The following is a 25,753-nucleotide window of genomic DNA, read 5'->3' as shown; positions in this document are numbered from 1 at the left end:
TTATGGATACATCGGCACAAAATTCAAGCCCGTACATTCATCCAAGCCGAACATAATGTTCGCGTTTTGTACTGCTTGCCCTGCAGCGCCTTTCATTAAATTGTCAATTACTGATATAATAGTTAGTCTTTTAGTTCTTTCATCAAGATGAATGCCGATATCGCAATAGTTGGAACCATTAACCTCTTTAATGGAAGGATAATTACCTATTGGCCTCACCCGCACGAAAGGTTTGTCTTTATATGCCTCCATAAACAGTTCATGTATTTGCTCTCCTGTATTTTCTTCCTTTAGAGAAGCATAAATAGTCGCCATAATTCCTCTGTTTACAGGAAGCAAATGTGTCGAAAAAGTAACAGGACGGATAGAGTCATTCCAGTCTGTCAGCTGCTGCTCTATTTCAGGAATATGCTGATGTTCATTCACTTTATATATTTTTAAATTTTCATTCATTTCTGCAAGCATAGTCCCCCTAGACGGTGTCCTGCCTGCACCAGAGATTCCTGATTTCGCATCAATTATGATGCTGTCCGGCTTAACAAGATTTTCTTTAATAACAGGTGCTAACCCAAGCAATGTTGCAGTCGGATAACAACCCGGATTAGATAACCAATCTGCCTTTGCGATTTTTTCTTTATTCCACTCAGACAAACCATAGACAAACTTGCTGACCACTTCACTAGAAGCCGGCTGTTTTTTATACCAGTTCTGATAATCATCTAAATTTCGAAGACGCATGTCACCAGATAAATCAACGATCTTGATTGGTTTATCTGCAAAATCACTAATAAGTTTGCTTGATACACCAGACGGCGTAGCAAAAAAGACAACATCACAATTCTCTGCAATAAGAGAGAAATCTACTTTTTCTAATTTATTTTCAACGATGCCATATAAATGGGGATATTCATTCCATACAGGGACTTCATCCCTTGTTGTATGGACAGAGTGAATAGAAAATTCAGGGTGATTAGCTAAAACCCTCATCAATTCAGCTCCGCCATATCCAGTTGTGCCGATAATTGCAGCTTTCATCATTTCCTCCTTCTACAGGAAACTCTGTATATTTAATCATTTTTATTTATAAATATTAATATTCGATTCTCTTATTATAAAAACTTAGCATTATAAAATCAACCGTTTTTCAAAAAAGAATTAATTTTCTATTTTCTTTACTAATGATATGTGCCATGGTGTTGTCTTGCCCTTTCTTTTTACATAAAAAAAGAAAAACACCTATTCTTAAAAAGAACAGGTGTTTTAACGTTATTTATCAATTAACATTTCCTTCTAACATTATCACTTGCACACGATCTCCGGCCTTGTAGCCAGTTTGTCCTCCTGGCAGGACAGTCAACGCATTAGCATGGCTAAGGCTGCTGACAATATTGGACTTATCTGTCCCGCTTGGTCCAGTATATAATACATCTTCATCCAGGAAGGTTCTGCTTCTAATAAATCTTGTGAACGCATTGGAAGTCAGGAAATCCGCTGTCAGTATGGCAGTCGCAGTTGGCAAATGCGGTTTTTCTGCAAACAGCATCGTTCTGACAATTGGCCGGGCAAAAAGCTCAAAGCCGACGAAACATGCAGATGGATTTCCAGAAAGGCCAAACAGAAGCTTGCCATCAAGACTTGCCACTGTAGTCACACTGCCTGGGCGCATGGCAATCTTGTTAAAAAGCACTTCTGCTCCTAATTTCTGATAAATAACGGGCAGCAGATCAAAATCACCGACAGAAACGCCTCCCGTTGTTACTAGAATATCGACAGCATTTAAGCTCTCTTTAATAGCTTCATAGCTATCTTCCAATATATCTGCAAGCTTCCCAAAATATACAGCTTCAGCTCCAGCCTGCTTAATTTGTGCCATTACCATATAAGCATTGCTGTTCCTGATTTTGCCCTCCTCTAAAGGTTCATTAACCTCAAGCAGTTCACTTCCTGTTGCGAAAACGCCGATTTTTGGTTTTTTCGCAACAGGTACTTGCTCATAGCCGAATGTTGCCAACAGAGCAACAATACCAGGGTTAATTTTCGTTCCTTTTTGTACAAGGACTTCGCCCTCTTGTACATCCTCCCCTTTAAAAGAGATGTTTTCCCCCATTTGCACTTGCTTAGTAACAGTAATATACGGTTTGCCGTCAACTGAAGATTCAGCCACATCCTCCAGCATGACAACAGCATCACAATCCTTAGGCAGCATTGCTCCTGTCATGATTCTGACAGCCTCGTTCTTGCCGATGTTTTTTTTGCATACATACCCTGCACCAATTTCGTCGATTACTTCCAAGATGAGTGGATTTTCCTCTGTACAGCAAGCACTAGCCTTTGATAGAAATGCATATCCATCATATGCGCTTCTATCAAACCTTGGAATATCGTGGTCGGCCTTTATGTCTTCTGCCAGAAATCGGTCACTGCTGTCAAAGATCGAAACATATTCCGTTTTCCCCGCCAGCTTACAATCCATTACTTTCTTTACTGCTTCCTCCACCGCTATCGGAGTTCTTCTTTCCACCATCTCATTTCCCTCTTCTCTAACCGCCAATATAGGACATTTCTATCTTACTGTTGCTTCCCTTTGCCTCAGCTGTTCGCAAATCAGAATATCTGTCTGCTCTTGCTTGCCATATACTTTTAATATAATTCAGCAGTTCCTCATCTGCAGCGCCGTTTCTTATGAAGGATTTTAAGTCATGACCATTACCATTAAACAGGCAAGTATATAATTTTCCGTCTGCTGATATCCGTGATCTTGTGCAGCTTGAACAAAAAGATTCTGTCACAGAAGTAATGAATCCGACATATGTACTGCTTCCTTTATATAAATACTTTTTTGCCACTTCCCCATAATAATCAGGCTCTGCTTCTATTAATTCAAACTCTGTTTTTAATATATCTATGATTTCCTTTTTTGAAACAACTTGATCCCATTTCCAGCCATTCGTGCTGCCAACATCCATATATTCAATGAAACGCAGCTCAATCTCCTCTTCTCGGCAAAACTTCGCCATCGGAATAATTTCTGACTCATTCAGTCCCTTTTTGACGACCATATTGATCTTAACTCCAAGCCCGGCTCCTTTAGCTGCTTCAATCCCCTTTTTAACAGGATTGGTACCAACATTTCTGCCATTAATACTCCCAAACAGCTCATCATTCAAACTGTCTAGGCTGATATTAACACGTTGTAAGCCCGCCTCTTTAAGTGCTTTAGCATGCCGCGGCAAAAAAATTCCATTTGTCGTTAAAGCAATATCCTTGAGTCCGTCAATCTGCATGAGTTTTTCGATGAACAAGTGGAGATCCTTCCGAAGCAAAGGCTCCCCTCCAGTCAGGCGGATTTTCTCCACACCAAGTGACACAAAAGTCTTGGCCAACCGCTCCAGCTCAGTGAATGAAAGCAGTTCTCCTTGCGGCAGAAAGGCATAATCCTTCCCAAATATTTCTGCAGGCATGCAATAACTGCAGCGCAAATTACAACGGTCAATCACACTTATTCTCAAATCTCTGAGCGGCCTATTAAGCAAATCCTTCATTTGATGACAGTCACCTCCGGATTATTATATTCGCCGAATATTCCAAAAAAATATAATAAAATAAGGGAGACATCTCTCCCTTACGACATTCTTATTGCACGCCTAATGCGATTTTTGCATATCTTGACATTCTGTCTTTCGTCCATGCTGGCGTCCAGACAATGTTTACTTCAGTTTCCTTTACTTCAGGTATGTCTGTCAATGCTGCTTTAACTTGATCAACAATTACTCCTGCAAGCGGACATCCCATTGCTGTAAGTGTCATCGTTACTGTGAGCACCCCTGATTCATTCAAGTCAAGGTCATATACTAGACCAAGATTAACAATATCCACACCTAATTCTGGGTCGATTACAAGCTCTAATGCACCCATAATATTATCTTTTAATGCTTCTTCCATTTAACACCCACTCCTTTATACTTCTTTATATAACAGACCCCATCTATTGGATCTTATTTCCTTCTTACATACTTCTATCTTATCATAACAGAGATTAACTATAGAGAAAAAGAATTCGCATAATCTAGAGCTAAAATAACCGTTTTTTACAAGGAGGCCTGATTTTGCAGGAACTCCTCAAACCATTCAATCGTTCTCAGCATCGCCTTTCTGCTCACCTTATGGCCTGTATGTTCTTCCGTAATATAAGATAGTTTCTCTGGTGTTTCTTCATATAATGGAAGAATTGTTTCATAAAACTGGCGGGAATACATATATGGCACCGTTTCATCCTTCTTTCCATGCCAGAACAGCAACGGTCTGTTTTCCAGCTTTTCAGGCTGTTTGCTTAAATCAAGTTCTCCAAGCCTTTTCAAAAGCCTATCAATTTCCTCTTCAGAAAGTGGAAGCTCATAACCCCGTTTCTTTACTTCCTGAATCGTGTAATTTGCGAACTTCTCATAATACGGCATCCCCATCAGACAAACAGCAGTATTAATCCATGGATAGCGGCTTAAGGCACCTAATGTAACAATTCCGCCCATGCTTGTTCCAACAAGACCAATTTTATCTTCTTGTATAAGTCCTTTTGCTTCAAAATAATGCTTAACATGCTCAATGTCTTCGATTGTTTGCAGCACAATATCCCAAAACTGCATATTCAGCTGCATTCCTGACAGATTTGCCTCTCTTTCGCCATGATAAAGGGCATCAGGCAGAACAATTCGAAATCCTTTTTCTGCTAGGTTATAAGCAAAATGGAGATTATGCTCCTTTGCACTCGTAAAGCCATGTATAAATTGGATAAAAGGAAGGGGCTGATCATAACTTTCTTTTGCGACAATATGCAGGATTGGTACGTCATTAATTTTTATTTTTTCGATAATAATCATTTATATGCCTTCCTTTGCTTATATTTTTTTGAAAATCCTTTTTTATTGCGTTAACATATAATTAAAAGCAAGCTAGCAAGCTTTTATGGTTAGCTATACAAGTTCTTTATTGATTCTTAACATTTGAGCATTACAATAAATGCATATATTCCAATCATCAACGATATGTATAAACTAAGACTTAGCATTATTAAGTTTATCACGAAGTCTTTCTATTTACTAAATATTGCTACTTAAAAAGCTGATGGTGACTCACCATTAACTTTTTATAAATAATATAAACAAACTTTTAAGGAGAAATTATGACAGAAAAACATCTAATTGCTTTAGACCTTGATGGAACATTACTTAAAAACAATAAGACGATTTCCCCTTTAACAAAAAAAGTAATCGCAAAAGCAAAAGAAGCCGGTCATATTGTAATGATTGCAACTGGAAGACCTTATCGGGCAAGTGAAGCTATCTATAAAGAATTGGATTTGGATACACCAATTGTCAATTTTAACGGTGCTTTCATCCACCATCCTCGCTCACAAGAATGGGGCGTTTATCATTCTCCATTAGATATCGCTACTGTGAAAGACATTGTAGAGGCTTGTGATAATTTTGACTATCATAATATCGTTGCAGAAGTAATCGATGATATATATTTTCATTATCATGATGATAAATTGCTTGATATCTTCTCATTAGGAAATCCGAAAACGACTACAGGCAATTTGTTGGAATTCTTAGAAGCACCGCCAACATGCTTGCTTATCCATGCCGAAGAAAAGGATGTAGTTAAAATACGTAAGCATTTAACTGATGTTCATGCCGATTTAATTGACCACCGTCGTTGGGGAGATCCTTACCATATAATCGAAATTGTCAGGACAGGCCTCAGCAAAGCTGTCGGACTGCAAAAGGTTTCTGATTATTACAATATTCCGCAGAAGAATATTATTGCTTTCGGTGATGAAGATAATGACTTTGAGATGATTGAATATGCAGGAGTCGGCGTAGCGATGGGAAATGGCTTGCAGGAATTAAAATCACGGGCTAACCATATAACATTGACAAACGAAGAAGACGGCATCGCTGTGTTTTTAAATGATTATTTAAATTTACAAGCACTATGATAAATACAAAGAGCCTGGTAACAGGCTCTTTTTTTTGGTTAACATTACCGCCTATTTAATTGCTGCTTTGACCAATACTATTTTATAGAAGCAGTTTGCAGCTGTTTCCACCATGAAATGATCGCGCTGTCTCTAAAAAACAACTTGCGGAGGGATTATCTGCTATGGGAAAACGAAATAAATCAAAACGCTTCGTACAACAGGGTGTAGACTCAGTATCTAAGCATGATCAACGTATTCCATATCATATGACATATGCAGAGGCCGAAAGCTATAAAATGGCTAATTCGAACGAATCTACTCACGGAGGACTTTAAATGGGAAACCGATTATTTCAAGAAGCACGACAAGCAGTAGAAATGGCGAAGTCTAGTGGCAGTGATAGTGAGATGATTGCTAAAGCCAAAAATGCATTAAGTTCCGCCTATGCCAATACGACGAGTGCTGAACAAGAGCAGCTGTCTGATTTGCAAAAGGAGCTTGAGCAGCTAGAATCCCGTTAAGCTAATAAGCTAGCCATCCACTACTGGAGGCTAGCTTATTAATTATGAAGGAAACCGTTCCAATATTACTGGATCGCTTTGTTTTCCATTTACTTCTTGAAAATAAAGAAGCAATGTCCCATTTTTCGGCAAATCTTCTGTTTTTATCTTCACATTCACCTTAAAACTCCCAACGTCTGTAACGGCAACAGGCTGCTTTGACAATAATTCTTTATGTCCATCTTCTACTGTAAATGTTAACCGCTCTTTCGTATGAGCAATTCCTTCTATTGTATATATTCCCTTTTGGCCGGTAGTCTTAATATCCGTAACGAAAGGAACAACTAAAGTTGTCTTGGCCGTTATGGTCTCTCCCTTGTTTTTCTTTCCTAACAAGGCTGCTTTAACAGCATATTCGCCGCTCGGTACTAGCTCACCGTTATTTTTTCGGTAATTCCATTTCTCTACCCATGTATGTGACTCATTGGATTTGAGCTTTAGCTCCTGCAGTGCTTGGAGGAAGGACTTATCTGCTGAATAACGGTAAACTTCTTTTCCTCCCTTTGCTCTAATCGAAAATTCATATTTTTGCGAGGAGGAGAAAACAAGTTTAACGGCTTTATCCCCAGTGTTTAAAACAGTCATTCTGATTTCCGCATAGTCTTTATTCGGTTTTGCAGAAATCTCAAACTGCAGATTATTTCCCTCTGCATGTATTCGATCACCGCCAAAGGAAAAAAGGCTAAAAGCGAGTGCTGCTGCAATTATGACACGAAGCACTATACCGACTACCTCCTTTATTCTTTTCTGAAGAAGCCGAATATTTCTGTTGTTTGCACGATATTAGTAAATGCTTGCGGGTCTACCTCTTTAATGGTTTTTTCCAAGTCATATAATTCATACCGTGTAACAACTATCATCATCATATCCCTATCTTCATTGGAAAAGGCCCCTTTTGCTGGAACCATAGTAATCCCTCTTACTAGCTTCTCATGAATTGCCACTTTTAATTCATCGGATTTTTTTGTGACTATCATCGCTGTCAATTTTTGATGCCTTGTATGTATCGCATCAATCACCCTTGTGGATGCGTACAGTGTAACAAGGGTGTACAGAGCTTTTTCCCATCCATAAAGATACCCTGCTGTTATGATGATAATGCTGTTTAATGTAAAAAAATATGTGCCGACAGGCTTGTCCTGCATTCTCGAAAGAATCATTGCAACAATATCCATTCCGCCTGTGGATGCACCGATTTTCAACGTAATCCCGACACCGACAGCTGCAATAACACCGCCAAAGACAGCATTCAGCAGTATATCATCTGAATAGGAATAAACCGGAAGAAGCTCAAGAAATAAAGACATGAATGCAACACTTAGAAAGCTATAGCATGTAAATGATTTCCCAACCTTAATCCAGCCTAGTATGGCAATAGGCACATTGAGAATAAACAGCAATATTCCTGTCGTAATAGGTGTAATACTTGAAATAAGCTGTGCCACACCGGCAAACCCGCTTGCATAAACATCTGCAGGTATTAAGAAAAAGTTCATTGCAACAGCGTTCAAAAGAGCCCCAACAATTACTACAACTAACTTCTTCGTTAATGTCCAATACATAATAATCCCCCAGTACTATATTTGCTCCTAAGCTTTTTAGGATTCATTGTTTTTTTGAATAAGATTCTATAAACTAATAGTATGCAACACCTAAATAATGCATATGTATACATACCAGCAATCAATATACCATAATTTTCACTAAGTGAAAGTCATATAATGAAAAAAAACACAGAAAGAAGATGAGCTTATGACATATAAAATATTAGCGGACAGTGCTTGTGATCTGCCTCTTTCTTATTATGACGATAATGATGTCATTCTATTTCCATTAAAGGTAAATTTGGAAAACAAAGAGTATGAAGACTTAAAGACAATCCAGCCGAATGCTGTATATGACGCGATTAGAAACGGTGAAGTACCAAAGACCTCCCAGGTCTCTCCATCCCTTTTTGAGGATGTTTTTACGGAAATGGCTAAAAACGGCGAAAGCGGCATTTATGTTGCCTTTTCTTCGCAGCTTTCTGGCACCTTTCAAACAGCTAAGATGATTTATGAGCAAGTGAAAGAGAATTATCCTGACTTCCACCTCACTATCATTGACAGCAAATGTGCTTCTCTTGGAGCAGGGCTTGCTGTGCAAGAGTGCGTAAAACAGCGCAGTCTTGGCAAAACTCAAGAAGAGGCTGAAGCTCGAGCGCGCTTTTTTTGTGAACATATGGAGCATCTCTTTACTGTGGAGGATTTAGAGTACTTAGCTAAAGGCGGCCGCGTTTCTAAAGCATCTGCTTTTGTCGGAGGGTTGCTGCAAATCAAACCGCTTCTTCATGTGGAAGACGGCAAGCTTGTTCCGCTTGAAAAAATCCGCGGTAAAAAGAAGCTGCTTCGCCGCATGCTTGATGTGATGGAGGAGCGCGGAAATAGTCTTAACACACAGACTATTGCAATCAGCCATGCTGATGATTTAGCGACTGCAACCGAACTCAAAAATACCATTATGGAGCGTTTCCAGCCGAATGATGTGTACATATCCTCTATCGGAGCTGCTGTCGGCTCCCATACTGGTGCAGGAACGATTGCATTGTTCTTCCTAAACAGCAAGTAAGACAAATCGAACCAGTAAGGCTGTGCCTGCATACTCCCTTCTCCTTTCAGTCATACTAATAATGTTCTACAGAACAGCTAATGAATGGAGGAGTATACAGACATGCCAAATACTTCTGATAATAATAAAAAGCCAAAAGACAATAACGCCCGCTTAGAGCAAAAGAATTTGCTTCGCGAGAAAAATCGCAAATTGGGCAAACACCAATATAGCAAAAAGACAGATCATCTATAAGAAAAAGAGCAGCCCCATGGCTGCTCTTTTTTATTCGTCTTCTTTCTTCAAGTGTGTCCATCCATGTTCTTGGTAGATTTTATTTTCCTTCATCAATCTGCCAAGAGCCCTCTTGAAGGAGCCTTTGCTCATCCCAAATCTCTCTTGGATTTCCTCTGGCATACTTTTGTCTGTGTATGGCATCTGACCTTTTCTTTGCTCAAGATATGCAAGCACTGTTTTTGAGTCCTCATCAAGTGCTTCCTCTTTTCGTGGCAATAAGGACACATTGATTGTACCGTCTTCTTTCACATCAATGATACGGCCATTTACCTTTTCTCCAAGACGCGGCTCTACTTTACGCTCTGACTCATGGATAAAGCCTTTAAAGCCTTCAGCCGTGTAAATCCAGCTTCCAACCTTTGCTGTTCTGTAAATATGGCCGTGAATGTTTTTATTATAGTCTTTTCGTGTAGCCTTAGTCGAAATGCTCTCAATAACAGGATCTGTCGCAGGCTTAACATAAAGGAAATTATTGCGGTCTACCCTTAATGTAATATAGAGCAAATCCCCGACTTCCGGCCAAACTTCTTCATGAACAGGCAGATCATCCTCGCCAAGAAGCATGTCCTTTTTCAATCCAATATCAAAAAAGCAGCCAAGACCTTCTTTAATATCCGTTACTTTCACCCAATCATATTCTCCAACTGAAATGGACGGTATATTTGTGCTTGAGCACGCTCTGCCTTGTGAATCCGTATAAATGAATACACGGACCTCATCCCCAATTTCAAATTTCTGATCTGTTTCACTAAAATGAAGCAGAACATCTTCACCTTCTTCTTCCAGCGTAAGAAAATATCCAAATGTTGCTTCCCTTGCGACCGTCAATATTTCTACTCGGCCTATGTAATCTCTTAAAGACACTATATTGTCCTCCTTGAATTATATCTATCGTAAACTGTTTTGTACCCTAAAGTTGTTACAACTGCTATATTTTACTATAATACAGACATAAAAGGAAATGGGTGAAAGCCCCATACTAACCAGGAGGTATTTCTATGTCTAAAGAAAGTTCATTCGACATTGTCTCAAAAGTAGATATGGCAGAGGTTTCGAATGCGGTTCAAATCGCAATGAAGGAAATTCAAACACGCTATGACTTTAAAGGCAGCAAAAGCAATATTACATTAGAAAAGGAAGAGCTTGTTCTACTATCCGACGACGAATATAAGTTGGAGCAGCTAAAAGATGTGCTGATCAGCAAAATGTTCAAGCGCAACATTCCTATTAAAAACTTGGATTACGGAAAAATCGAAGGAGCATCTGGTGGCACGGTCCGTCAGAGAGCGAAATTGGTTCAAGGGATTGACAGAGACAATGCTAAAATTATCAACACTCTTATTAAAAACAGCGGCTTGAAAATTAAAAGCCAGCAGCAAGACGACCAAATCCGTGTAACAGCAAAAAGCCGCGATGATCTGCAAAAAATCATCGCAGCTGTTAAAGAAGCAAAACTTACAATTGACGTTCAATTTGTAAACTATCGCTAAAACACAGCCTGACCATTTTTTTGGTCAGGCTTTTTTTATCTCCTGAATTTTCCATGTTTATCCTTGTCTATAAGGGAAAAATAGACAACAAACAAAGAAATAAAAAAGGAGTTGTTTATGATGAGTTCAAACAGCCAACAAAACCAAACATTTCCACCACAGCATCAAAATCAGCAGCCAGGTATTCAAACTGAAATGAATCCATTACCAACGGATGTGAGCCCCAACTATAAAGGCTCTGGTAAGCTTAAAGGCAAGACGGCAATCATAACTGGCGGAGATAGCGGGATTGGTCGTTCTGTTGCCATCTATTATGCAAAAGAAGGAGCTAATGTTGCTGTTGTGTACTTAAATGAACATGACGACGCTGAAAAAACGAAGGAATTAGTCGAAGCAGAAGGTGTTAAATGCATCACCTTAGCAGGGGATGTCGGTGAAGAAGATTTCTGCCAAAAGGTTGTTGCAGAAACAATTAATGCATTCGGATCATTAAATATACTCGTTAATAATGCCGCTGAGCAGCATCCACAGGACAGTCTGCTGGACATAACAGCTAGCCAATTGGAGAAAACGTTCCGCACAAATATTTTCTCTATGTTCTTTTTAACAAAAGCAGCGTTGCCGCATTTAAACGCTGGCGACAGCATCATCAATACAACTTCCATCACAGCCTATAAAGGAAATGAAACACTGCTTGATTACTCATCAACTAAAGGTGCAATCACTTCCTTCACCCGTTCCTTATCCCAATCACTTGCAAAAGATGGCATTCGGGTGAATGGTGTCGCGCCAGGTCCAATCTGGACTCCGTTGATTCCATCAACATTTGACAGCGAAAAGGTTTCCCAATTCGGCGCAGATACACCATTTGGACGAGCTGGCCAGCCAAATGAACTCGCTCCAGCTTATGTTTATTTAGCAAGTGAAGACTCCTCTTACGTCAGCGGCCAAATCATGCACGTCAATGGCGGATATGTTGTAAACGGGTAAATGCAAGGAACACATCTGTGTTCCTTTTTTATATGGTTGTAAAAAATTTATTTATGGCAAGGTACTTTGGAAAACCTCTTCTTTCAAAATAAAAGTTTTCACTGTTTAGACATTTTAACTAAATTATTTAATTTTATTTATTTACTTTTACATATAATCATGTTATTGTACTTTTAGTAATTCCTATTTAACCGATAGGATTTAAATGAACTTATACATAATTATAGGGGGAAACTACAATGGACATATTTTTAACCGTTGTTAATATTGTCGTTTTACTAGTTTTGCTTGGCGTTTTATACTACATGCAAAAGAAACACGTATCCTTTTCAAAGCGTGTATTTACCGGCTTAGGTCTTGGTGTTTTATTTGGTATCATTCTTCAATTAATATATGAACCTACTTCAGAAGTAGTAATTCAATCAAATGACTGGTTCAGTCTTATTGGAAGCGGATATGTGAAGCTTCTGCAAATGATTGTTATGCCGCTAGTGTTCATCTCCATTATTTCTGCTTTTACTCGTTTGAAAAAAGCAAGCAATATTGGGAAAATCAGCGGTCTTGTTATCGGAACATTATTATTGACTACTGCAATTTCTGCAGGAATTGGGATTGCTTCTGCAGTCGGATTTGACTTAAAAGCAATTGACATTACTTCAGGTGATGCTGAAACTCTTCGTGGGCAGCAGCTTGAGGAAAGCTTGACACAAGTGGAAAGCACAACTATTCCACAAAAAGTTCTTGAATTCTTGCCAGCTAATCCATTCTCAGATTTAACTGGTGCTCGTCCTACTTCAACGATTGCTGTTGTAATCTTTGCAGCCTTTATAGGTGTGGCATTGCTTGGCATTAAACGTAAAAATCCAGAACAGGCAGCATTCTTCGAGAAAATGATCGAAGCTGTCTACACAATTATCATGCGTATCGTTACACTAGTATTGCGTTTAACTCCGTACGGAATTCTTGCCTTAATGGCAAAAACAATGGCAGGCAGCAATCTTGATGCTATCGTTAAACTTGGTAAATTTGTAATTGCATCATATGTTGCTTTAATAGCAATGTTTATCGTTCATTTGATTATCCTTGCTGCTTTAAAATTAAGTCCAGCAAAATATGTGAAAAAGGTGCTTCCTGTGCTTTCATTCGCCTTTACTTCACGCACAAGTGCAGGAACACTGCCTTTGAATATTGATGCTCAAAAATCTAAACTTGGTGTTTCTGAAGCAATCGCTAACTTCTCTGCTTCATTTGGTGTTTCTATCGGACAAAATGGCTGTGCAGGAATTTACCCTGCTATGGTGGCTGTTATGATTGCACCGACTGTAGGGATTGACCCGTTATCACCTGGTTTCATCACATCTTTAATCCTTGTTGTTATGCTTAGCTCCTTTGGTGTTGCCGGTGTCGGCGGCGGAGCGACATTCGCTACATTAATCGTTCTGTCTACATTAAATATGCCTGTTGCATTGGCTGGATTATTGATTTCTGTTGAACCGCTAATCGATATGGGACGTACTGCTTTAAATGTGAGCGGCTCAATGGTTTCTGGAGTTGTTGCAAGTAAAGCACTAGGTGAATTGGACACTGATACTTATAATAAAGATATTGATGTTAATACTCCTACAAGCAGCACAGCTGTTTAAAAAGTAAATTAACCAGACATTGAATGTTCAATGTCTGGTTTTTTTTCGCCTTCTTTTCCCTTATAGGTTTTCAGCAAATTGGCTACACTGTTGAAAATGACTTGTAGGAAAGGGAGTGTGGGGAAATGATTGATTTGGCTTCCATCTATCATCGGACTGGAGATAATTTCTGCTATCTTTACAAGGAAGATATACTCCATATCCGCCTCCGGACAAAAAAAGACAACGTCCATGCTGTCACCTTGATTTATGGCGACCAATATAAAACCAGCAACTACAGATGGCAAAATTCATTGCTTGAGATGCAAAAGACAGGCTCTGATCAGCTTTTTGATTACTGGCAAGCCTCTGTTACAGATAGTCTTAAACGGCTTCGCTACGGTTTCATTATCAAACAAGGAGATGAACAGATTACCTTTACAGAAAAGGGCTTCTTTCCTTTTTTGCCCGAAGATCCAGGCTATTACTTCTGCTTGCCTTATATACATGAAACAGAGCTATTCACACCGCCAGATTGGGTGAGAGAAACAATCTGGTATCAAATATTTCCAGAACGATTCCGCAATGGCGATCCTGACAGAAATCCAATCGAAACCGCTGTTTGGGGGCAAGAGGCACCTGGCTTGACGAATTATTTCGGCGGAGATTTGCAAGGCATCATCGACTCATTAGATTATCTGCAGGATTTAGGAATTACAGGCATATACTTAACACCGATCTTCTATGCCAATTCCAATCATAAATATAATACAATTGACTACTTGCAGATTGATCCCCATTTCGGAGATGTCAGCATTTTAAAACAACTTGTGAGCGAGTGCCATATGCGGGGAATTCGCGTCATGCTTGATGCTGTATTTAATCATTGTGGTTATATGTTCCCGCCATTTCAGGATGTGCTGAATAATGGAGAGAGATCTCCTTATAAGGATTGGTTTCATGTCCATCAATATCCATTAAAGGACAGCTCTGGCTTTCATTACGAGACCTTCGGCTTCTATGAGGATATGCCAAAGTTCAATACAGCTAATAAAGCGGTAAGAGATTACTTGCTGCATGTTGCTGAATATTGGATCAAGGAATGTGATATTGACGGCTGGCGGCTAGATGTTGCCAATGAAGTCGATCATGCCTTTTGGCGGGAATTCAGGAAGCGTGTTAAGGCGGTAAAACCAGATTGTTTCATCTTAGGAGAAATTTGGCATGATTCCATGCCTTGGTTGAGAGGCGAACAATTTGATTCTGTTATGAACTATCCCTTGCTTTCCAAGTCTTTGCAGTTTTTTGCTTATGACATGATTTCTGCTAAAGGATTCGTCGAGGATATGACCTCCATTGTCCATGCATATCCAGACAATGTTAATAAAGTCCTCTTTAACATTATCGGCAGCCATGACACACCTCGGGTTATGCAGGAGTCCCATTATAGACCTGAACGAGTTAAGCAGCTGTTTACTTTTCTATTCACTTTTCCTGGCACACCATGTATTTATTACGGCGATGAAATTGGTCTTGATGGCGGAAGCGATCCTGGCTGCAGAAAATGCATGGAATGGGATAAAGAAAAACAGAACGTGGAAATAAAGGAATATTTAAAAAAACTGATTTCGATTCGAAAGTCTGCTGCTATCCTCTCGGGAAACGCAAGCTTTGCCTTCCTTCCTGTCCTAAATAATTGCATTGCTTATTGCCATAGGAACGAAAATGAAATATTTATGACTGTGATGAATAACAGTCCAGACCAAGTAAGTTATCCATTGCCTTTCTCACTAAAGGGAAAAAAGTTAACAATGCCACTAACATGTCAGGAATATGCTGCCGAATCAGAACATTTAAACGTGAATCTCGGTGCTTATGAAAATATTCTTCTCCATTTTTATATTTAGCTGGCTGAACTCATCGCCCTTTCATCCAGCTTCTTAAACTTGGAAAAACCTCTTGTTTAACTGAATAGATAGTACTATCATTTACTTATTATGTAATGAAGGGGGTAAATTGTGGAACAGACAACAGGCACAAAATCAATTGCCATCCCATTGGCAATTTCCATTATAGCTATCTCCTTCTCTGCTATTTTTGTCAAATGGTCGGATGCTCCAGCAACAATACTGAGCATGTACCGCATGTGGCTCGCAGGAATTTTGATGCTTCCAATGGTCTATATAAACAGAAAAGAATTTAAGAAACTATCAAAAAAAGACTGGTGGTTCCTCCTGTTCTCAGGAGCTTTCCTTGCTCTCCATTTTGCACTGTGGTTCGGTTCTTTGAAGCTGACAACAGTAGCTAGCTCTACTATCATTCTTGCTCTTCAACCGCTCGTGTCATTGGCGGGAGGATTTCTCCTTTACCGTGAAAGGACAACGTCAAGCGCCATTATGACAATGGGGATTGCTATAATCGGCGCCATGATGATTGGCTGGGGCGATATTGGCTTAAGCAAGGCAAGCTTGCTTGGCGATTTACTTTCCTTCTTAAGCGTGATAGCAGTTGTCGGCTATTTGTTAATTGGCCAGTCTATTGTGAAAAAGGTGTCCCATTGGGTTTACACTTCCACTGTATTTTTATTTGCTGCCATGCTGCTGACTATTTTTAATCTATCTTCTGGGGAAGCATTTACAGGCTATCCGCCAAAGGAATGGGGCATCTTCTTGCTGCTTGCAATCGTCCCATCACTTAGTCATGTAATTAACAATTGGCTGTTAAACTATGTAAATGCGACAACTATTTCGATGAGTATTTTAGGAGAACCTGTCGGAGCAACCATTCTTGCTGTAATTCTTTTAAATGAAAGACTTTCCGGTTCACAAATTGCCGGCGGACTATTAGTGCTGGCAGGTGTTTTTTACTTCCTTCTGCAGCAGCAGAAACCGAAGCCAGTTCAGCATGAAAAAACAATATAGCAGATTGAAATTAAAAAAACTGGAGGCTCTCCAGTTTTTTTACGTTTGTATAAGTTCAAACTCAAGGGCAGCCTTCTCTGTTCCATTGACAATAATGGCAATACGGTGAACACCAGGATAATGTCTTCTTGTCGTCAAGTCTTTAAAGGAATGGTTCTTTGCGAAGGTTTTCTTCATGCTGCCCCTCCACTCCAGCTCAGAAAGATGAAAAACCTTCCTGCTGCGAGTGCCGTTTGCTTTCACATAATCTATGGCATATTCTACTCTTACTTTATGTGGTGTTTCGATCCTCGATATTAAAGTGAATGAAAAAGCAATATTCTCACCCCATGCAAGCTTTTCAGGTGTTATCGTAAAGTCCGCCAAGCTTAAGCTGTCACTGCTCTCATATCCAAAGATTTGCAATACACGAGGATCACCCTTCTTGAGCAGCGACCTGCTTGCATGTTTCACAATCCAATCCGTTTTTTGACTGTTGCCATACCAGCTCTGTGCAATAGTTACTGCCAAATCAGGATTAATTCGCGAAATATCATTTAAATTATTGGCTACGCTCTTTCTTACATATAATGCTTCATCTTCTTTTAACTTCTCCAAAATAACCAAAACAGGAGTAGGATCTTTTTTTAGAGCAGGCACTGACAGTCCCCATGGCAGTCTCGGACGGCAGCCCTCACTTGCAAGCCTGCGAATATGCTCATTCTCGCTTTCAGCCCATTCTTCCATCTGTGCAAGCATTCTCGTCTGGTTCTTGATAAGAAAAGGCCTTACTGCAAACTCTGACGTAGAGAATTCTGTAAAGAAGGCAAGGGTTTCAACAGAAAGCTCCCATTCCTCCAGCCCGTATTGCTCCACAAAATCGGGGAAAATAATCCCGCCTAATCCAGTAAAGGACGGAGCGCATTTGCGCAAGATTTCGATTGCTTGCTTGTAATCCTGGGGCAAAAACGGAGCAAGCGACAAGGTAATCTGGCGCATCCTTTCCTTAAGTGCTAGCTCCTCCCAATCAGCCTCAAACAACTTGGTGCGGAACGCTTCCCTTTCGAATGCAGGGTAATTTAATGTAATAACATCCTCTAGTTTAGTGATAAACTGCAAATTATAAATATTTTTTAATGGCTCCATAAAGACCTCTTAAACTCTTTTTTCTAATCATATAAGTAAGCGGCCTAAATATCAAATTCTCAAGCTTCCTTCATTCTTTAGCAAGCCAAACCTGCATTTCCCCAACCGAGCGGTTTGCCCAAGCATAATAAGGAATCAGTGTAAGAGATGCTGCTTCATAAAGCTCCGCCATCCCTTGGCTGTACAACTGACTTTCCCATTCCTGCTCCACAACTCTTTTTTCTGCTGTAACATCAATGAGTCCCGCTCCACCAAACAGTTCTGAATCGTACCGATAATGATATTGTTTGTTCTTTGGCAGGCGGAAAAGATGAAGGCACTTCCCATTGTCTGCTTCCTCCATACAATAGACGATTGGGCCGCGCTGGATGGCAATCTTATTTAAATCTGCTTTAACATGAGGATTTGCTGACCATTCCTGGATGCTCATATCCAAGGTGACACAGATTTCATCTCCAGTTTCCCAAGTCCTTCGTATCACCATATAACCATTCATCAAGCTGTCACTTATTTCGATGCCATTAACAGTAACTTTATACGTTTTCGACCATGCTGGTATGCGCAGGCAAAAGCCGAATTCAGCTGGCTCTTCCAGCTGAAACTGAAACTTAGCCTCTCCCTCCCATGGATAGTTTGATTCTTGCGTAATCTCTATCTGCTTACCATTCCAATCGATTTCTGCCTTATTGGCAATATATAAATTTGCATAAAGACAATCGCCTTTTTGTGAGTACAAATACTTATGAATGGATGCAAGCAGGCGGGCCAGATTAGGCGGACAGCAAGCACATCCGAACCAAGCTGGCCTTGTCGGCTTCACATGGCTTTTTCCCGGGTCCTTCAAGCTGTTCTCAGGATTAGACTCAAGGGGATTAACATAGAAGAAATGCTTCCCATCTAAAGCCATTCCGCTGATCACACCATTATAGAGTGCTCTTTCTAATGTATCACTGTACGTACTGTCAGCTTCGTTTTTCAGCATGTTTTGCGCAAAGAAAATCAGACCGATGGAAGCACAAGTTTCGCAATACATCGTATCATTCGGTAAATCATAGTCACTAGTAAATGCTTCTCCATGAACGGTTGAGCCAATTCCGCCTGTAATGTACATTCTTTTAGCTGTAATGCTCTTCCACAATTTTTTGCAGGCTTGCAGCATTTCTTCATCTTTGCTTAAAAAAGCAGCATCCGCCATGCCTGCACATAAATACACAAGCCTAACTGCATGCCCCTCCGCACTTTCTTGCTCAAGGATTGGCTTATGTGCCTGATAATAGCTTAGCGGCAAATGGTTCATTCCCCCAATCACCGCATTCTCGCCAGCTTCCTCTTGCCATTGTCTTTCAAAAAAACTAGTATCCTGTCCTCGCTCGTATAAAAAGAATTGGCAAAGATTTAAGTACCGCTTTTCCTTTGTAAGTTCATACAGCTTAGCAAGGGCAAGTTCGATTTCCTCGTGTCCGTCATAGCCTTTTATTTTTCCTGCCTCATTACCAAAGCTTGCATCAATACAGTCCGCCAATTTGCAGGCAATGGTGAGGGCTTTTTCATTTTTTGTTGCATTATAATAAGCTACAGCTGCTTCCATATAGTGACCGGCACAATACAGCTCATGGCTTTCGGCGAGCCTTTTAAACCGCCGTTCGGGAGCCTCAATTGTAAAATATGTGTTTAAATAGCCATCCTTCTCTTGGGCAAGTGCCAATAAATCAATAACACCATCAGCCAATTCAATCAGCTGTGGATCATGCTCCTGCTCAATAGAATAAGCCACTGCTTCAAGCCATTTATATACATCACTGTCCTGAAATACCCAGCCGTAATGCCGGCCCTTCTTCAGCCCTGCAGCAATCTTGAAGTTCTCGATGGCATGACTTTTTTCAGAAGGAATGTTTTGGTCATTCCGCTCCTTTTCGATTGTTATATCAGCCCTGTCATTGAGCACTTCCCATTGATATGGAATCATTTCTGTTTTCACAATGTCGGCATATCGCTTCCAAAATTGGTCGTTAATTATTACCTTATTCACATGTATCGACTTGTCTGCTTGCACATTGTTTGACATTCTTATTCCTCCTGCTTTTTACAGCTTTTTTACGTACATCCTCCCCTATTGTAATCGCTTTAAGGGTGAGTAAAAACTGCTAAAACAGTAGATTTAGTGGTGAAATCCGACTTTTAAGAAATAACTTTCACAAGATATTTTCGTAGATTGTCTGTCGTTATCTACTGGCATTTATGCTAACATTATTGTTAACGCTTACTCTTTTATTTAAAAATACAATAAGGTGAACAAAAACGACATTTGGTAGAAAAAACAATATGCAAGGAGCGAGATGTAGATGGACCAGCTTTGGAAATTCAACATTGAAAGACCGCTTGCTTATTACAAATGCGGCCGTTTTGTCAGCAGTGACGACTGGCAGCATAAACAAATGCGGCTGAAGAAGGATTTTGAGGTTATTATTGGTTTAAACAAATCTGTTTACATCCAAGTGGGCCACCATCAGTATGAAGTCAAGCAGGGGAATGTTCTGCTTATACCACCAGAAATTGACTACTATGGATATGCTCCTTCTCAAAAAGGAGCAAGCTTTTTTTGGATGCACTTTATTCCTTTCTGTGAGACAGATATGTATCCAGTTGAGAAATTTATTAGCCATTTGTTGGCAAGTGATATAGAAGCACATAGGCATGCAATTAATAATGCCGTTTTTTTGCCTGATTATTTTAGTCTTTCATACAGTGATAAACCGTTTATCTTAATGAAGCAAATTTTAGATATAGCAAATGCTTCCTACTACAGCACCTTCTCTGTCGACTACTTGCTGACAGAGTTGTTAATTGAGCTTACTGAACAATACAGCAAACAGCTGCTCCATCAAAATACGATAAGTGAAAAGACGCAAAAGTTCACCCAAATACTTGAATGGATTAGAGTCAATATTCACGAACCCCTTAATGTAAGAGAAGTTGCTAACACTTTTTCCATGAACCCTGATCATCTGACAAGGCTGTTTAAAAAGAATATCGGTATGAGCACAATTCGTTATATCCATACATTAAAGCTTAATAAAGCAAAAGAACTCCTTTGTACAACGAATAAAACAATCAAAGAAATTGCCTTTGAGCTGCGTTTCGATGATGAGAAATACTTCATGAAATTATTTAAAAGCTATGAAGGAATTACCCCAAGTAAATTTCGTGATGCCTACACTAAGACGTATACGAACACAGTGTCTGTCGATCCTGACATTCCTATGCCGCCACACTTGAGAACAGCAATAATCACAAAATAAAGCGGGAGCATCTGCTCCCGCTTAATATTAATCTACAATATTAATATTATAGTCTTTAAACCAATAATGAAGTTGTGCCAAGTGCGCAAGAAGCTGCGGACCTGTCATAAGCTGACCGAACCAAGGCTCTTTGAAGGCTGAGCCACCAGTATTGATAATCTCCTTGAGCTGGTTATAATCAAAGAATTCGTATAAAGCCGAATCCTTTTCTGCCAAAATTCCTGTCAGCATATCTGTGACCGTTTTCGTGTAAACAGGGTTATGTGTCTTTGGATAAGGACTTTTCTTGCGATAGAGTACTTCATCTGGAAGAATCCCCTCAAGTGCTTTGCGGAGAAGCCCCTTCTCTCTGTTTTTGTAGTTTTTCATTTCCCAAGGTACGTTCCATACATATTCTACTAATCGATGGTCTGCGAATGGCACCCTGACTTCAAGACTCGCACCCATGCTCATCCGGTCTTTTCTTTCTAATAGAGTTGTCATGAACCACAGTTGATTCAAATAGAACAGCTCTCTTCTTTTTGCATCCTCTGCACTTTCGCCTTCCAATTTTGGTGTTTCAGCAATAGTTTGATTGTATTTATCATACATATAATCCTCAAGCTGCAGCTTGCTGCTCCACTCTTGTTTTAGCAACCCTTGTCGCTCCTTGATTGAACGCATCCATGGAAATCCTCCTCTTGCAAGATCTGCTTCTCTCCGGAACCATGGATACCCGCCGAAAATTTCATCCGCACATTCACCTGACAAGCTCACGACAAAGTCTTTTTTAATTTCACGGCAAAACCACAGCAAGGAAGAATCAACATCAGCCATTCCCGGCAGATCACGGACAGTAACAGCCTCATGGAGAAATTGGGCAAGCGTTTCCTGTGTGATAATGCAGTTATGATGAATCGTACCGAAAGTGTCCGTCATTTTCTTAATATAAACACCATCAGAATTAGGCTGAAATTCATTTGCTTTAAAGAACTGGTCATTGCCTTCATAATCAATGGAGTATGTGTGCAGCGGTCCTTTGCCTGATTTTTCATATTCCATTGCAGCAATAGCTGTAATCGCACTGGAATCGACCCCGCCAGAAAGGAAAGTGCTTAACGGCACATCTGATACTAGCTGTCTCGTTACAGCATCTTTGAACAGAAAGCGCACCTTTTCAACTGTTTCTTCAAACGTATCCTCATGCTGCTCGCTTTTCACATTCCAATAACGCCATATCTTCAAGCCATCCTGCGAAAATTTCAAGGCATGCCCAGGTCTTAATTCCTTAATGCCTCTGAAAACCCCTGATCCAGGTGTATGGGACGGTCCAAGTGCAAATACTTCCGCCAACCCTTCTCTGTCTAATTCTGCCTTCACTTGAGGATTGGCAAGTATAGCCTTGATTTCCGAAGCAAATAGTAAGCTTGATCCAACCTCTGCATAGAACAGCGGCTTAACACCAAGGCGGTCTCTGGCGATAAACAGTGAATTTCTTTTTTCATCCCAAACCGCAAAAGCAAAAATTCCATTTAAGTATTGTAAGCAATCCTCGCCCCATTCCATGTAAGAAGCCAATAAAACTTCTGTATCAGAATGGCCATTAAATGAATATCCTTTTATTAGTAATTCTTTGCGTATGTCTTCCGTATTGTACAATTCACCGTTATAACAAATCGTATAATCAAAATCTTGTTTTACTTTTGTCATCGGCTGGATTCCACAAAGGGGATCTACCACAATCAAACGTTTGTGGCCAAAGCCTGCATGAAGAGCACTCCATACATTTGTATCATCTGGACCTCTTTTTTCCAGCGTTTCTGCCATTACAGACAAAGTATCCTCTTCTTTTCTCAGATCTTTTCTGTAATCAACCCAACCTGTGATTCCACACATGATGATCATCCTTTCTTCGTGGAATTGTGATTAGATACCAATCAGTATGGAGTATTGTATGCATGATTAGAAAAATGGTTATTTGTCCTGATAAATGAATCTAATAAATCATTCCTGCTGCATCATTTTAGATCTTTGCATGGCAGTTTCACCTAAAAACTAAAACAAAAATAATAATGGCATTCAGTTATAAATTTGAACTTTAATGTCTAAAAAGAATTTATGGGAAGTAATTGGGAGGTTTACAAAGAAATGAACAATCAGCAGAGACTAAAGCTTATAGAGTACCAAACCCGTGCTTTTACACAAGGAACAGTCGAATACATCAATGACCAATGGATATTTTTCGACGATGAAACAGAAGAAGCAACCATGCTAGATGAATATATTCATCAAGAAGTGGAATTATTCTGCTTTAACAAATGGAGAAAAGGAATCCTTTTGGATGAAGGAAGAATCAACAGCTCTGGCTCGATTTATGGGATGTGCACTGAAGATAAAATCAGGATTCGCAAACATCTTGTATTCTCGTTAGAACGTCTTCTTGACGAGATCAGCGATGACAGCTTTTATCAGTTCATCACCACCCTGAATTCCATGAAGTTCTCTATTTATGACTGTATATACTGTTATAACCAATTAACCTTCTTAAGAGATGACAAACGAAAAAATGGTGTGAATATGATGATTTTTGATAATCAGGAAGGCCTGTGCAGTGTCAATCATCATTTCTATTATAATGAGAAAATTACCGACAGATTTGAGTTTACCTTGAATACTGGCAAACGGATGATTATCGAAAAGCTGTCCTCTTAAGAAAAAAACTTCAGCAGAATATCTGCTGAAGTTTTTTTGCGTCATATTTTTTCCCAGCCATAAACGAGCTCATAAACTGTTTTGCCGCCAATTTTGTCCTCCATCCTGCCGATTTGCTTTCCTCCTATGGCTTCATAAAACCGGCATGCTCCATTGCCTTCTAGTACAAGCACAATCATGCTAGTTAAGCCCATACCCTGTAGATGCTGTTTTACAGCATCTGCGAGCTTTTTGCCAATTCCTTTCCCTTGGTATTCTGCAAGCAAATAAACAGCATATAATTCGCCATCATACCCTTCAAACTTGCCGCTCCTTTCTTTGCCGCCGCACGCAAAACCGACAATCTTGCCTGCCCCGGTTTCCGCAACATAAACATGGCCGCCTGGAATAGCTGATATCCACATTTGCTCCCGCTCTTTATAAGATAATTGCTCTAAAAAGGCGTCAGGAATCATGTTCTTATAAGTTGTTCTCCAGCTGTCAACATGAACCTTCGCAATGCCTTTCGCATCAGCTGTAACTGCTTTACGCAACTTCATTTCTTTACCTCCCAAACCTGTAGCTTGTTCACCTTTAAAGGGAAACTCCGCGTTTTCGTCCAGTTTACTGCCTGCATAACCAGCGGAGAGGAATTATCCATCGTTAACTCGTTCAGATCCATCCATACAGCTTCAAGGGAATCTTGTCCAACAAACTGCTCTGGGGCAGTGATAACCCCACTAAAGTTCCTCACTTCATAAAATACAGCTATATGATGAACATGTGTGAATTCTCTCCATCTCCAGGGAAACATGAAATCCGTGATTCCAATATTTTCTTTGTGACAAATCTCAAGACCTGTTTCCTCTAGAAACTCTCTGTCTATTGCCTCTGCTAAACTTTCCCCTTCCTCCAAACTTCCCCCAGGCAAATCGAAGCGGTTGCGATACGGTCCTTGACTCTTGTGGATAACAAGCAAGTATTCACTATCAAGGCATATACCATATACACCAAAAGCTCTATGAAACTTGGCGTTTTCTTGCATCATACTCCCCCCAATTCTATTTTTATTCTGGGTTTCCCCTTTTTTCCCCTCTTTTTTGACATTCCCTTTCTTCTATTAACTAAAATAAACGAAATAGTAAATTTAACATTGTTCAAATATTATTAAATTAACAAAACAGTTTATTATTAAATTATAAATCTCAATATATTTACAGTAATTAATCTTTATGTTATTTTTATAAAGATAATATAGATTTAATTAACCATTCGTTTCGAAAGAAGGGATTTCCATGCAACTAGGGATCGACAATTCCTCATTAGTTGTTTATGAAGCACTAGCCAGCGAAGTTCGCATCAAGATTATTCAACTCCTCAGCAAAAATAAAATGAACATTAAAGAAATTGCCGAGGAATTAGAAATCAGCAGTGCTATTGTGACAAAGCATATAAAAAAATTAGAAGATGCAGGTTTAATTAAGACAGAAAGAGTGCCAGGAAAATCTGGACTGCAAAAGATTTCGATTTTAAAGGTCGATCATATTGAAATAAATTTTCCCAAAAAGATATTTCACTCGTTTGCATCCTATGAAACTGCTGTGCCAATTGGACATTATACCGATTATGATTTAAAGCCGACATGTGGCCTAGCAACAGATAAAGAATTTATCGGCCGTGTCGATGAGCCCCGCTACTTTATGGATCCAAAGAGAATGGATGCAGAAATTATTTGGTTCACTCAAGGTTTTGTGCAATATAATATTGCCAATTTCTTGAAAAAAGATGAAAAGCTGCAGCAATTTGAAATCAGCTTGGAAATTTGTTCTGAATTCCCATTCGCCAATGATGTATGGCCGTCAGATATTACCTTTTCATTGAATGGAATTGAATTAGGAACATGGAGAAGTCCTGGAGATTTTGCTGATACAAGAGGAAAGTTCACTCCTGATTGGTGGCCTCATAATATCAACCAGTACGGGCTGCTCAAAACTATCCGCATCACCAACCATGGCACATATATCGATGGAGACCCTATGTCAGGCATCACAGTCGATGATTTAGATACAAGCACAGACAGATGGACCTTCCGCATAGAAGTGAAGGAAGATGCCGAGCATGTCGGGGGCGCGACTGTATTCGGGAAAAAATTCGGCAACCATGACCAAGATATTAACTTTAAATTGTATTATCTATGAAAAAAACCGCCTTTTTTG

The 25,753-nt window shown here is 39.7% G+C and carries 26 protein-coding genes; 13 read left to right on the top strand and 13 right to left on the bottom strand.

Features of this window, described 5'->3' with window-relative positions:
* The 5 genes from argC to MKX82_RS04500 all read right to left on the bottom strand — a co-directional run bounded on the left by argC (position 1) and on the right by MKX82_RS04500 (position 4,874).
* The gene (argC, locus tag MKX82_RS04520; RefSeq protein ID WP_341079401.1) at positions 1 to 1,035 is read right to left on the bottom strand and encodes an N-acetyl-gamma-glutamyl-phosphate reductase; all 1,035 of its coding nucleotides are present in this window, start codon (positions 1,033 to 1,035) and stop codon (positions 1 to 3) included.
* Between the two features lie 238 nt (positions 1,036 to 1,273).
* Positions 1,274 to 2,524, bottom strand: a complete 1,251-nt coding sequence (locus tag MKX82_RS04515; protein ID WP_341079399.1) for a molybdopterin molybdotransferase MoeA — start codon at positions 2,522 to 2,524, stop codon at positions 1,274 to 1,276.
* Positions 2,525 to 2,540: 16 nt separating this feature from the next.
* Positions 2,541 to 3,542, bottom strand: a complete 1,002-nt coding sequence (gene moaA, locus MKX82_RS04510; protein WP_341075273.1) for a GTP 3',8-cyclase MoaA — start codon at positions 3,540 to 3,542, stop codon at positions 2,541 to 2,543.
* 91 nt (positions 3,543 to 3,633) lie between these two features.
* Positions 3,634 to 3,942 (bottom strand): metal-sulfur cluster assembly factor, encoded by a 309-nt coding sequence (locus tag MKX82_RS04505; RefSeq protein ID WP_233316692.1) that lies wholly within the window; start codon positions 3,940 to 3,942, stop codon positions 3,634 to 3,636.
* Positions 3,943 to 4,088: 146 nt separating this feature from the next.
* Positions 4,089 to 4,874 carry an alpha/beta fold hydrolase gene (locus tag MKX82_RS04500; protein ID WP_233316691.1) on the bottom strand — a complete coding sequence of 262 codons (786 nt, stop codon included), beginning with the start codon at positions 4,872 to 4,874 and terminating at the stop codon, positions 4,089 to 4,091.
* 302 nt (positions 4,875 to 5,176) lie between these two features.
* Between MKX82_RS04500 and MKX82_RS04495 the strand changes: the two genes are divergently transcribed.
* The 3 genes from MKX82_RS04495 (at position 5,177) to MKX82_RS04485 (ending at position 6,498) form a co-directional block, all read left to right on the top strand.
* A complete protein-coding gene (locus tag MKX82_RS04495) occupies positions 5,177 to 5,995 on the top strand; it encodes a Cof-type HAD-IIB family hydrolase (protein ID WP_245399840.1) in 819 nt (272 codons plus the stop codon).
* A gap of 164 nt (positions 5,996 to 6,159) precedes the next feature.
* Positions 6,160 to 6,312 (top strand): hypothetical protein, encoded by a 153-nt coding sequence (locus MKX82_RS04490; protein ID WP_233316690.1) that lies wholly within the window; start codon positions 6,160 to 6,162, stop codon positions 6,310 to 6,312.
* The gene (locus MKX82_RS04485; RefSeq protein WP_233316689.1) at positions 6,313 to 6,498 is read left to right on the top strand and encodes a DUF3813 domain-containing protein; all 186 of its coding nucleotides are present in this window, start codon (positions 6,313 to 6,315) and stop codon (positions 6,496 to 6,498) included. It abuts the gene before it with no gap.
* 42 nt (positions 6,499 to 6,540) lie between these two features.
* On the opposite strand, the gene MKX82_RS04480 is transcribed toward MKX82_RS04485, so the two are convergent.
* Positions 6,541 to 7,257 (bottom strand): BsuPI-related putative proteinase inhibitor, encoded by a 717-nt coding sequence (locus tag MKX82_RS04480; RefSeq protein WP_233316688.1) that lies wholly within the window; start codon positions 7,255 to 7,257, stop codon positions 6,541 to 6,543.
* A 17-nt stretch (positions 7,258 to 7,274) separates the two neighbouring features.
* Positions 7,275 to 8,099 (bottom strand): YitT family protein, encoded by an 825-nt coding sequence (locus MKX82_RS04475; protein ID WP_233316687.1) that lies wholly within the window; start codon positions 8,097 to 8,099, stop codon positions 7,275 to 7,277.
* Positions 8,100 to 8,289: 190 nt separating this feature from the next.
* Here MKX82_RS04475 and MKX82_RS04470 point away from each other — a divergent pair, with 190 nt between their 5' ends.
* Together MKX82_RS04470 and MKX82_RS04465 are read left to right on the top strand one after the other, a co-directional pair.
* Positions 8,290 to 9,144 carry a DegV family protein gene (locus tag MKX82_RS04470; RefSeq protein ID WP_251645299.1) on the top strand — a complete coding sequence of 285 codons (855 nt, stop codon included), beginning with the start codon at positions 8,290 to 8,292 and terminating at the stop codon, positions 9,142 to 9,144.
* A gap of 102 nt (positions 9,145 to 9,246) precedes the next feature.
* Positions 9,247 to 9,378 carry a DUF3941 domain-containing protein gene (locus tag MKX82_RS04465; protein WP_233316685.1) on the top strand — a complete coding sequence of 44 codons (132 nt, stop codon included), beginning with the start codon at positions 9,247 to 9,249 and terminating at the stop codon, positions 9,376 to 9,378.
* Positions 9,379 to 9,408: 30 nt separating this feature from the next.
* On the opposite strand, the gene MKX82_RS04460 is transcribed toward MKX82_RS04465, so the two are convergent.
* Positions 9,409 to 10,284 (bottom strand): CvfB family protein, encoded by an 876-nt coding sequence (locus MKX82_RS04460; protein WP_233316684.1) that lies wholly within the window; start codon positions 10,282 to 10,284, stop codon positions 9,409 to 9,411.
* Between the two features lie 134 nt (positions 10,285 to 10,418).
* Between MKX82_RS04460 and MKX82_RS04455 the strand changes: the two genes are divergently transcribed.
* The 5 genes from MKX82_RS04455 (at position 10,419) to MKX82_RS04435 (ending at position 16,443) form a co-directional block, all read left to right on the top strand.
* Complete coding sequence (locus tag MKX82_RS04455; RefSeq protein WP_233316683.1) at positions 10,419 to 10,910, top strand: YajQ family cyclic di-GMP-binding protein; 492 nt, start codon at positions 10,419 to 10,421, stop codon at positions 10,908 to 10,910.
* Positions 10,911 to 11,030: 120 nt separating this feature from the next.
* Positions 11,031 to 11,900: an SDR family oxidoreductase gene (locus MKX82_RS04450; RefSeq protein ID WP_233316804.1), complete on the top strand. Its 870-nt coding sequence runs from the start codon at positions 11,031 to 11,033 to the stop codon at positions 11,898 to 11,900.
* A 239-nt stretch (positions 11,901 to 12,139) separates the two neighbouring features.
* On the top strand, positions 12,140 to 13,543 hold the full coding sequence (locus tag MKX82_RS04445; RefSeq protein WP_233316682.1) for an L-cystine transporter: 1,404 nt from the start codon (positions 12,140 to 12,142) through the stop codon (positions 13,541 to 13,543).
* Between the two features lie 125 nt (positions 13,544 to 13,668).
* A complete protein-coding gene (locus tag MKX82_RS04440) occupies positions 13,669 to 15,429 on the top strand; it encodes a glycoside hydrolase family 13 protein (RefSeq protein WP_341075258.1) in 1,761 nt (586 codons plus the stop codon).
* A gap of 111 nt (positions 15,430 to 15,540) precedes the next feature.
* A complete protein-coding gene (locus tag MKX82_RS04435; protein ID WP_233316680.1) occupies positions 15,541 to 16,443 on the top strand; it encodes a DMT family transporter in 903 nt (300 codons plus the stop codon).
* Between the two features lie 39 nt (positions 16,444 to 16,482).
* Here MKX82_RS04435 and MKX82_RS04430 read toward each other — a convergent pair whose 3' ends face one another.
* Together MKX82_RS04430 and MKX82_RS04425 are read right to left on the bottom strand one after the other, a co-directional pair.
* Positions 16,483 to 17,568: a DNA alkylation repair protein gene (locus tag MKX82_RS04430; RefSeq protein ID WP_233316679.1), complete on the bottom strand. Its 1,086-nt coding sequence runs from the start codon at positions 17,566 to 17,568 to the stop codon at positions 16,483 to 16,485.
* A 70-nt stretch (positions 17,569 to 17,638) separates the two neighbouring features.
* Entirely contained in the window at positions 17,639 to 19,633 is a 1,995-nt protein-coding gene (locus tag MKX82_RS04425) for a glycoside hydrolase family 127 protein (RefSeq protein ID WP_341075257.1), read from the bottom strand.
* Between the two features lie 277 nt (positions 19,634 to 19,910).
* Here MKX82_RS04425 and MKX82_RS04420 point away from each other — a divergent pair, with 277 nt between their 5' ends.
* Positions 19,911 to 20,867 carry an AraC family transcriptional regulator gene (locus MKX82_RS04420; RefSeq protein WP_237940917.1) on the top strand — a complete coding sequence of 319 codons (957 nt, stop codon included), beginning with the start codon at positions 19,911 to 19,913 and terminating at the stop codon, positions 20,865 to 20,867.
* A gap of 27 nt (positions 20,868 to 20,894) precedes the next feature.
* Here the strand turns inward: MKX82_RS04420 and asnB are convergent, their stop codons facing one another.
* Positions 20,895 to 22,742, bottom strand: a complete 1,848-nt coding sequence (asnB, locus tag MKX82_RS04415) for an asparagine synthase (glutamine-hydrolyzing) (protein ID WP_233316676.1) — start codon at positions 22,740 to 22,742, stop codon at positions 20,895 to 20,897.
* 252 nt (positions 22,743 to 22,994) lie between these two features.
* Between asnB and MKX82_RS04410 the strand changes: the two genes are divergently transcribed.
* The gene (locus MKX82_RS04410; protein ID WP_233316675.1) at positions 22,995 to 23,558 is read left to right on the top strand and encodes a DUF2777 domain-containing protein; all 564 of its coding nucleotides are present in this window, start codon (positions 22,995 to 22,997) and stop codon (positions 23,556 to 23,558) included.
* Between the two features lie 41 nt (positions 23,559 to 23,599).
* Here the strand turns inward: MKX82_RS04410 and MKX82_RS04405 are convergent, their stop codons facing one another.
* Together MKX82_RS04405 and MKX82_RS04400 are read right to left on the bottom strand one after the other, a co-directional pair.
* Positions 23,600 to 24,097 (bottom strand): GNAT family N-acetyltransferase, encoded by a 498-nt coding sequence (locus tag MKX82_RS04405; protein ID WP_233316674.1) that lies wholly within the window; start codon positions 24,095 to 24,097, stop codon positions 23,600 to 23,602.
* On the bottom strand, positions 24,094 to 24,582 hold the full coding sequence (locus MKX82_RS04400; protein WP_341079396.1) for an NUDIX hydrolase: 489 nt from the start codon (positions 24,580 to 24,582) through the stop codon (positions 24,094 to 24,096). Before MKX82_RS04400 ends, MKX82_RS04405 begins: the two co-directional genes overlap by 4 nt.
* Positions 24,583 to 24,832: 250 nt before the next feature.
* Here MKX82_RS04400 and MKX82_RS04395 point away from each other — a divergent pair, with 250 nt between their 5' ends.
* Complete coding sequence (locus MKX82_RS04395) at positions 24,833 to 25,735, top strand: ArsR/SmtB family transcription factor (RefSeq protein WP_233316673.1); 903 nt, start codon at positions 24,833 to 24,835, stop codon at positions 25,733 to 25,735.
* Positions 25,736 to 25,753: the final 18 nt, after the last annotated feature.

This window comes from Niallia sp. FSL R7-0271, from assembly GCF_038005785.1.
GTDB lineage: Bacteria > Bacillota > Bacilli > Bacillales > Cytobacillaceae > Niallia.
Note: the sequence above shows the minus strand (reverse complement) of the source record. Positions and strands in the feature narration are given on the sequence as shown.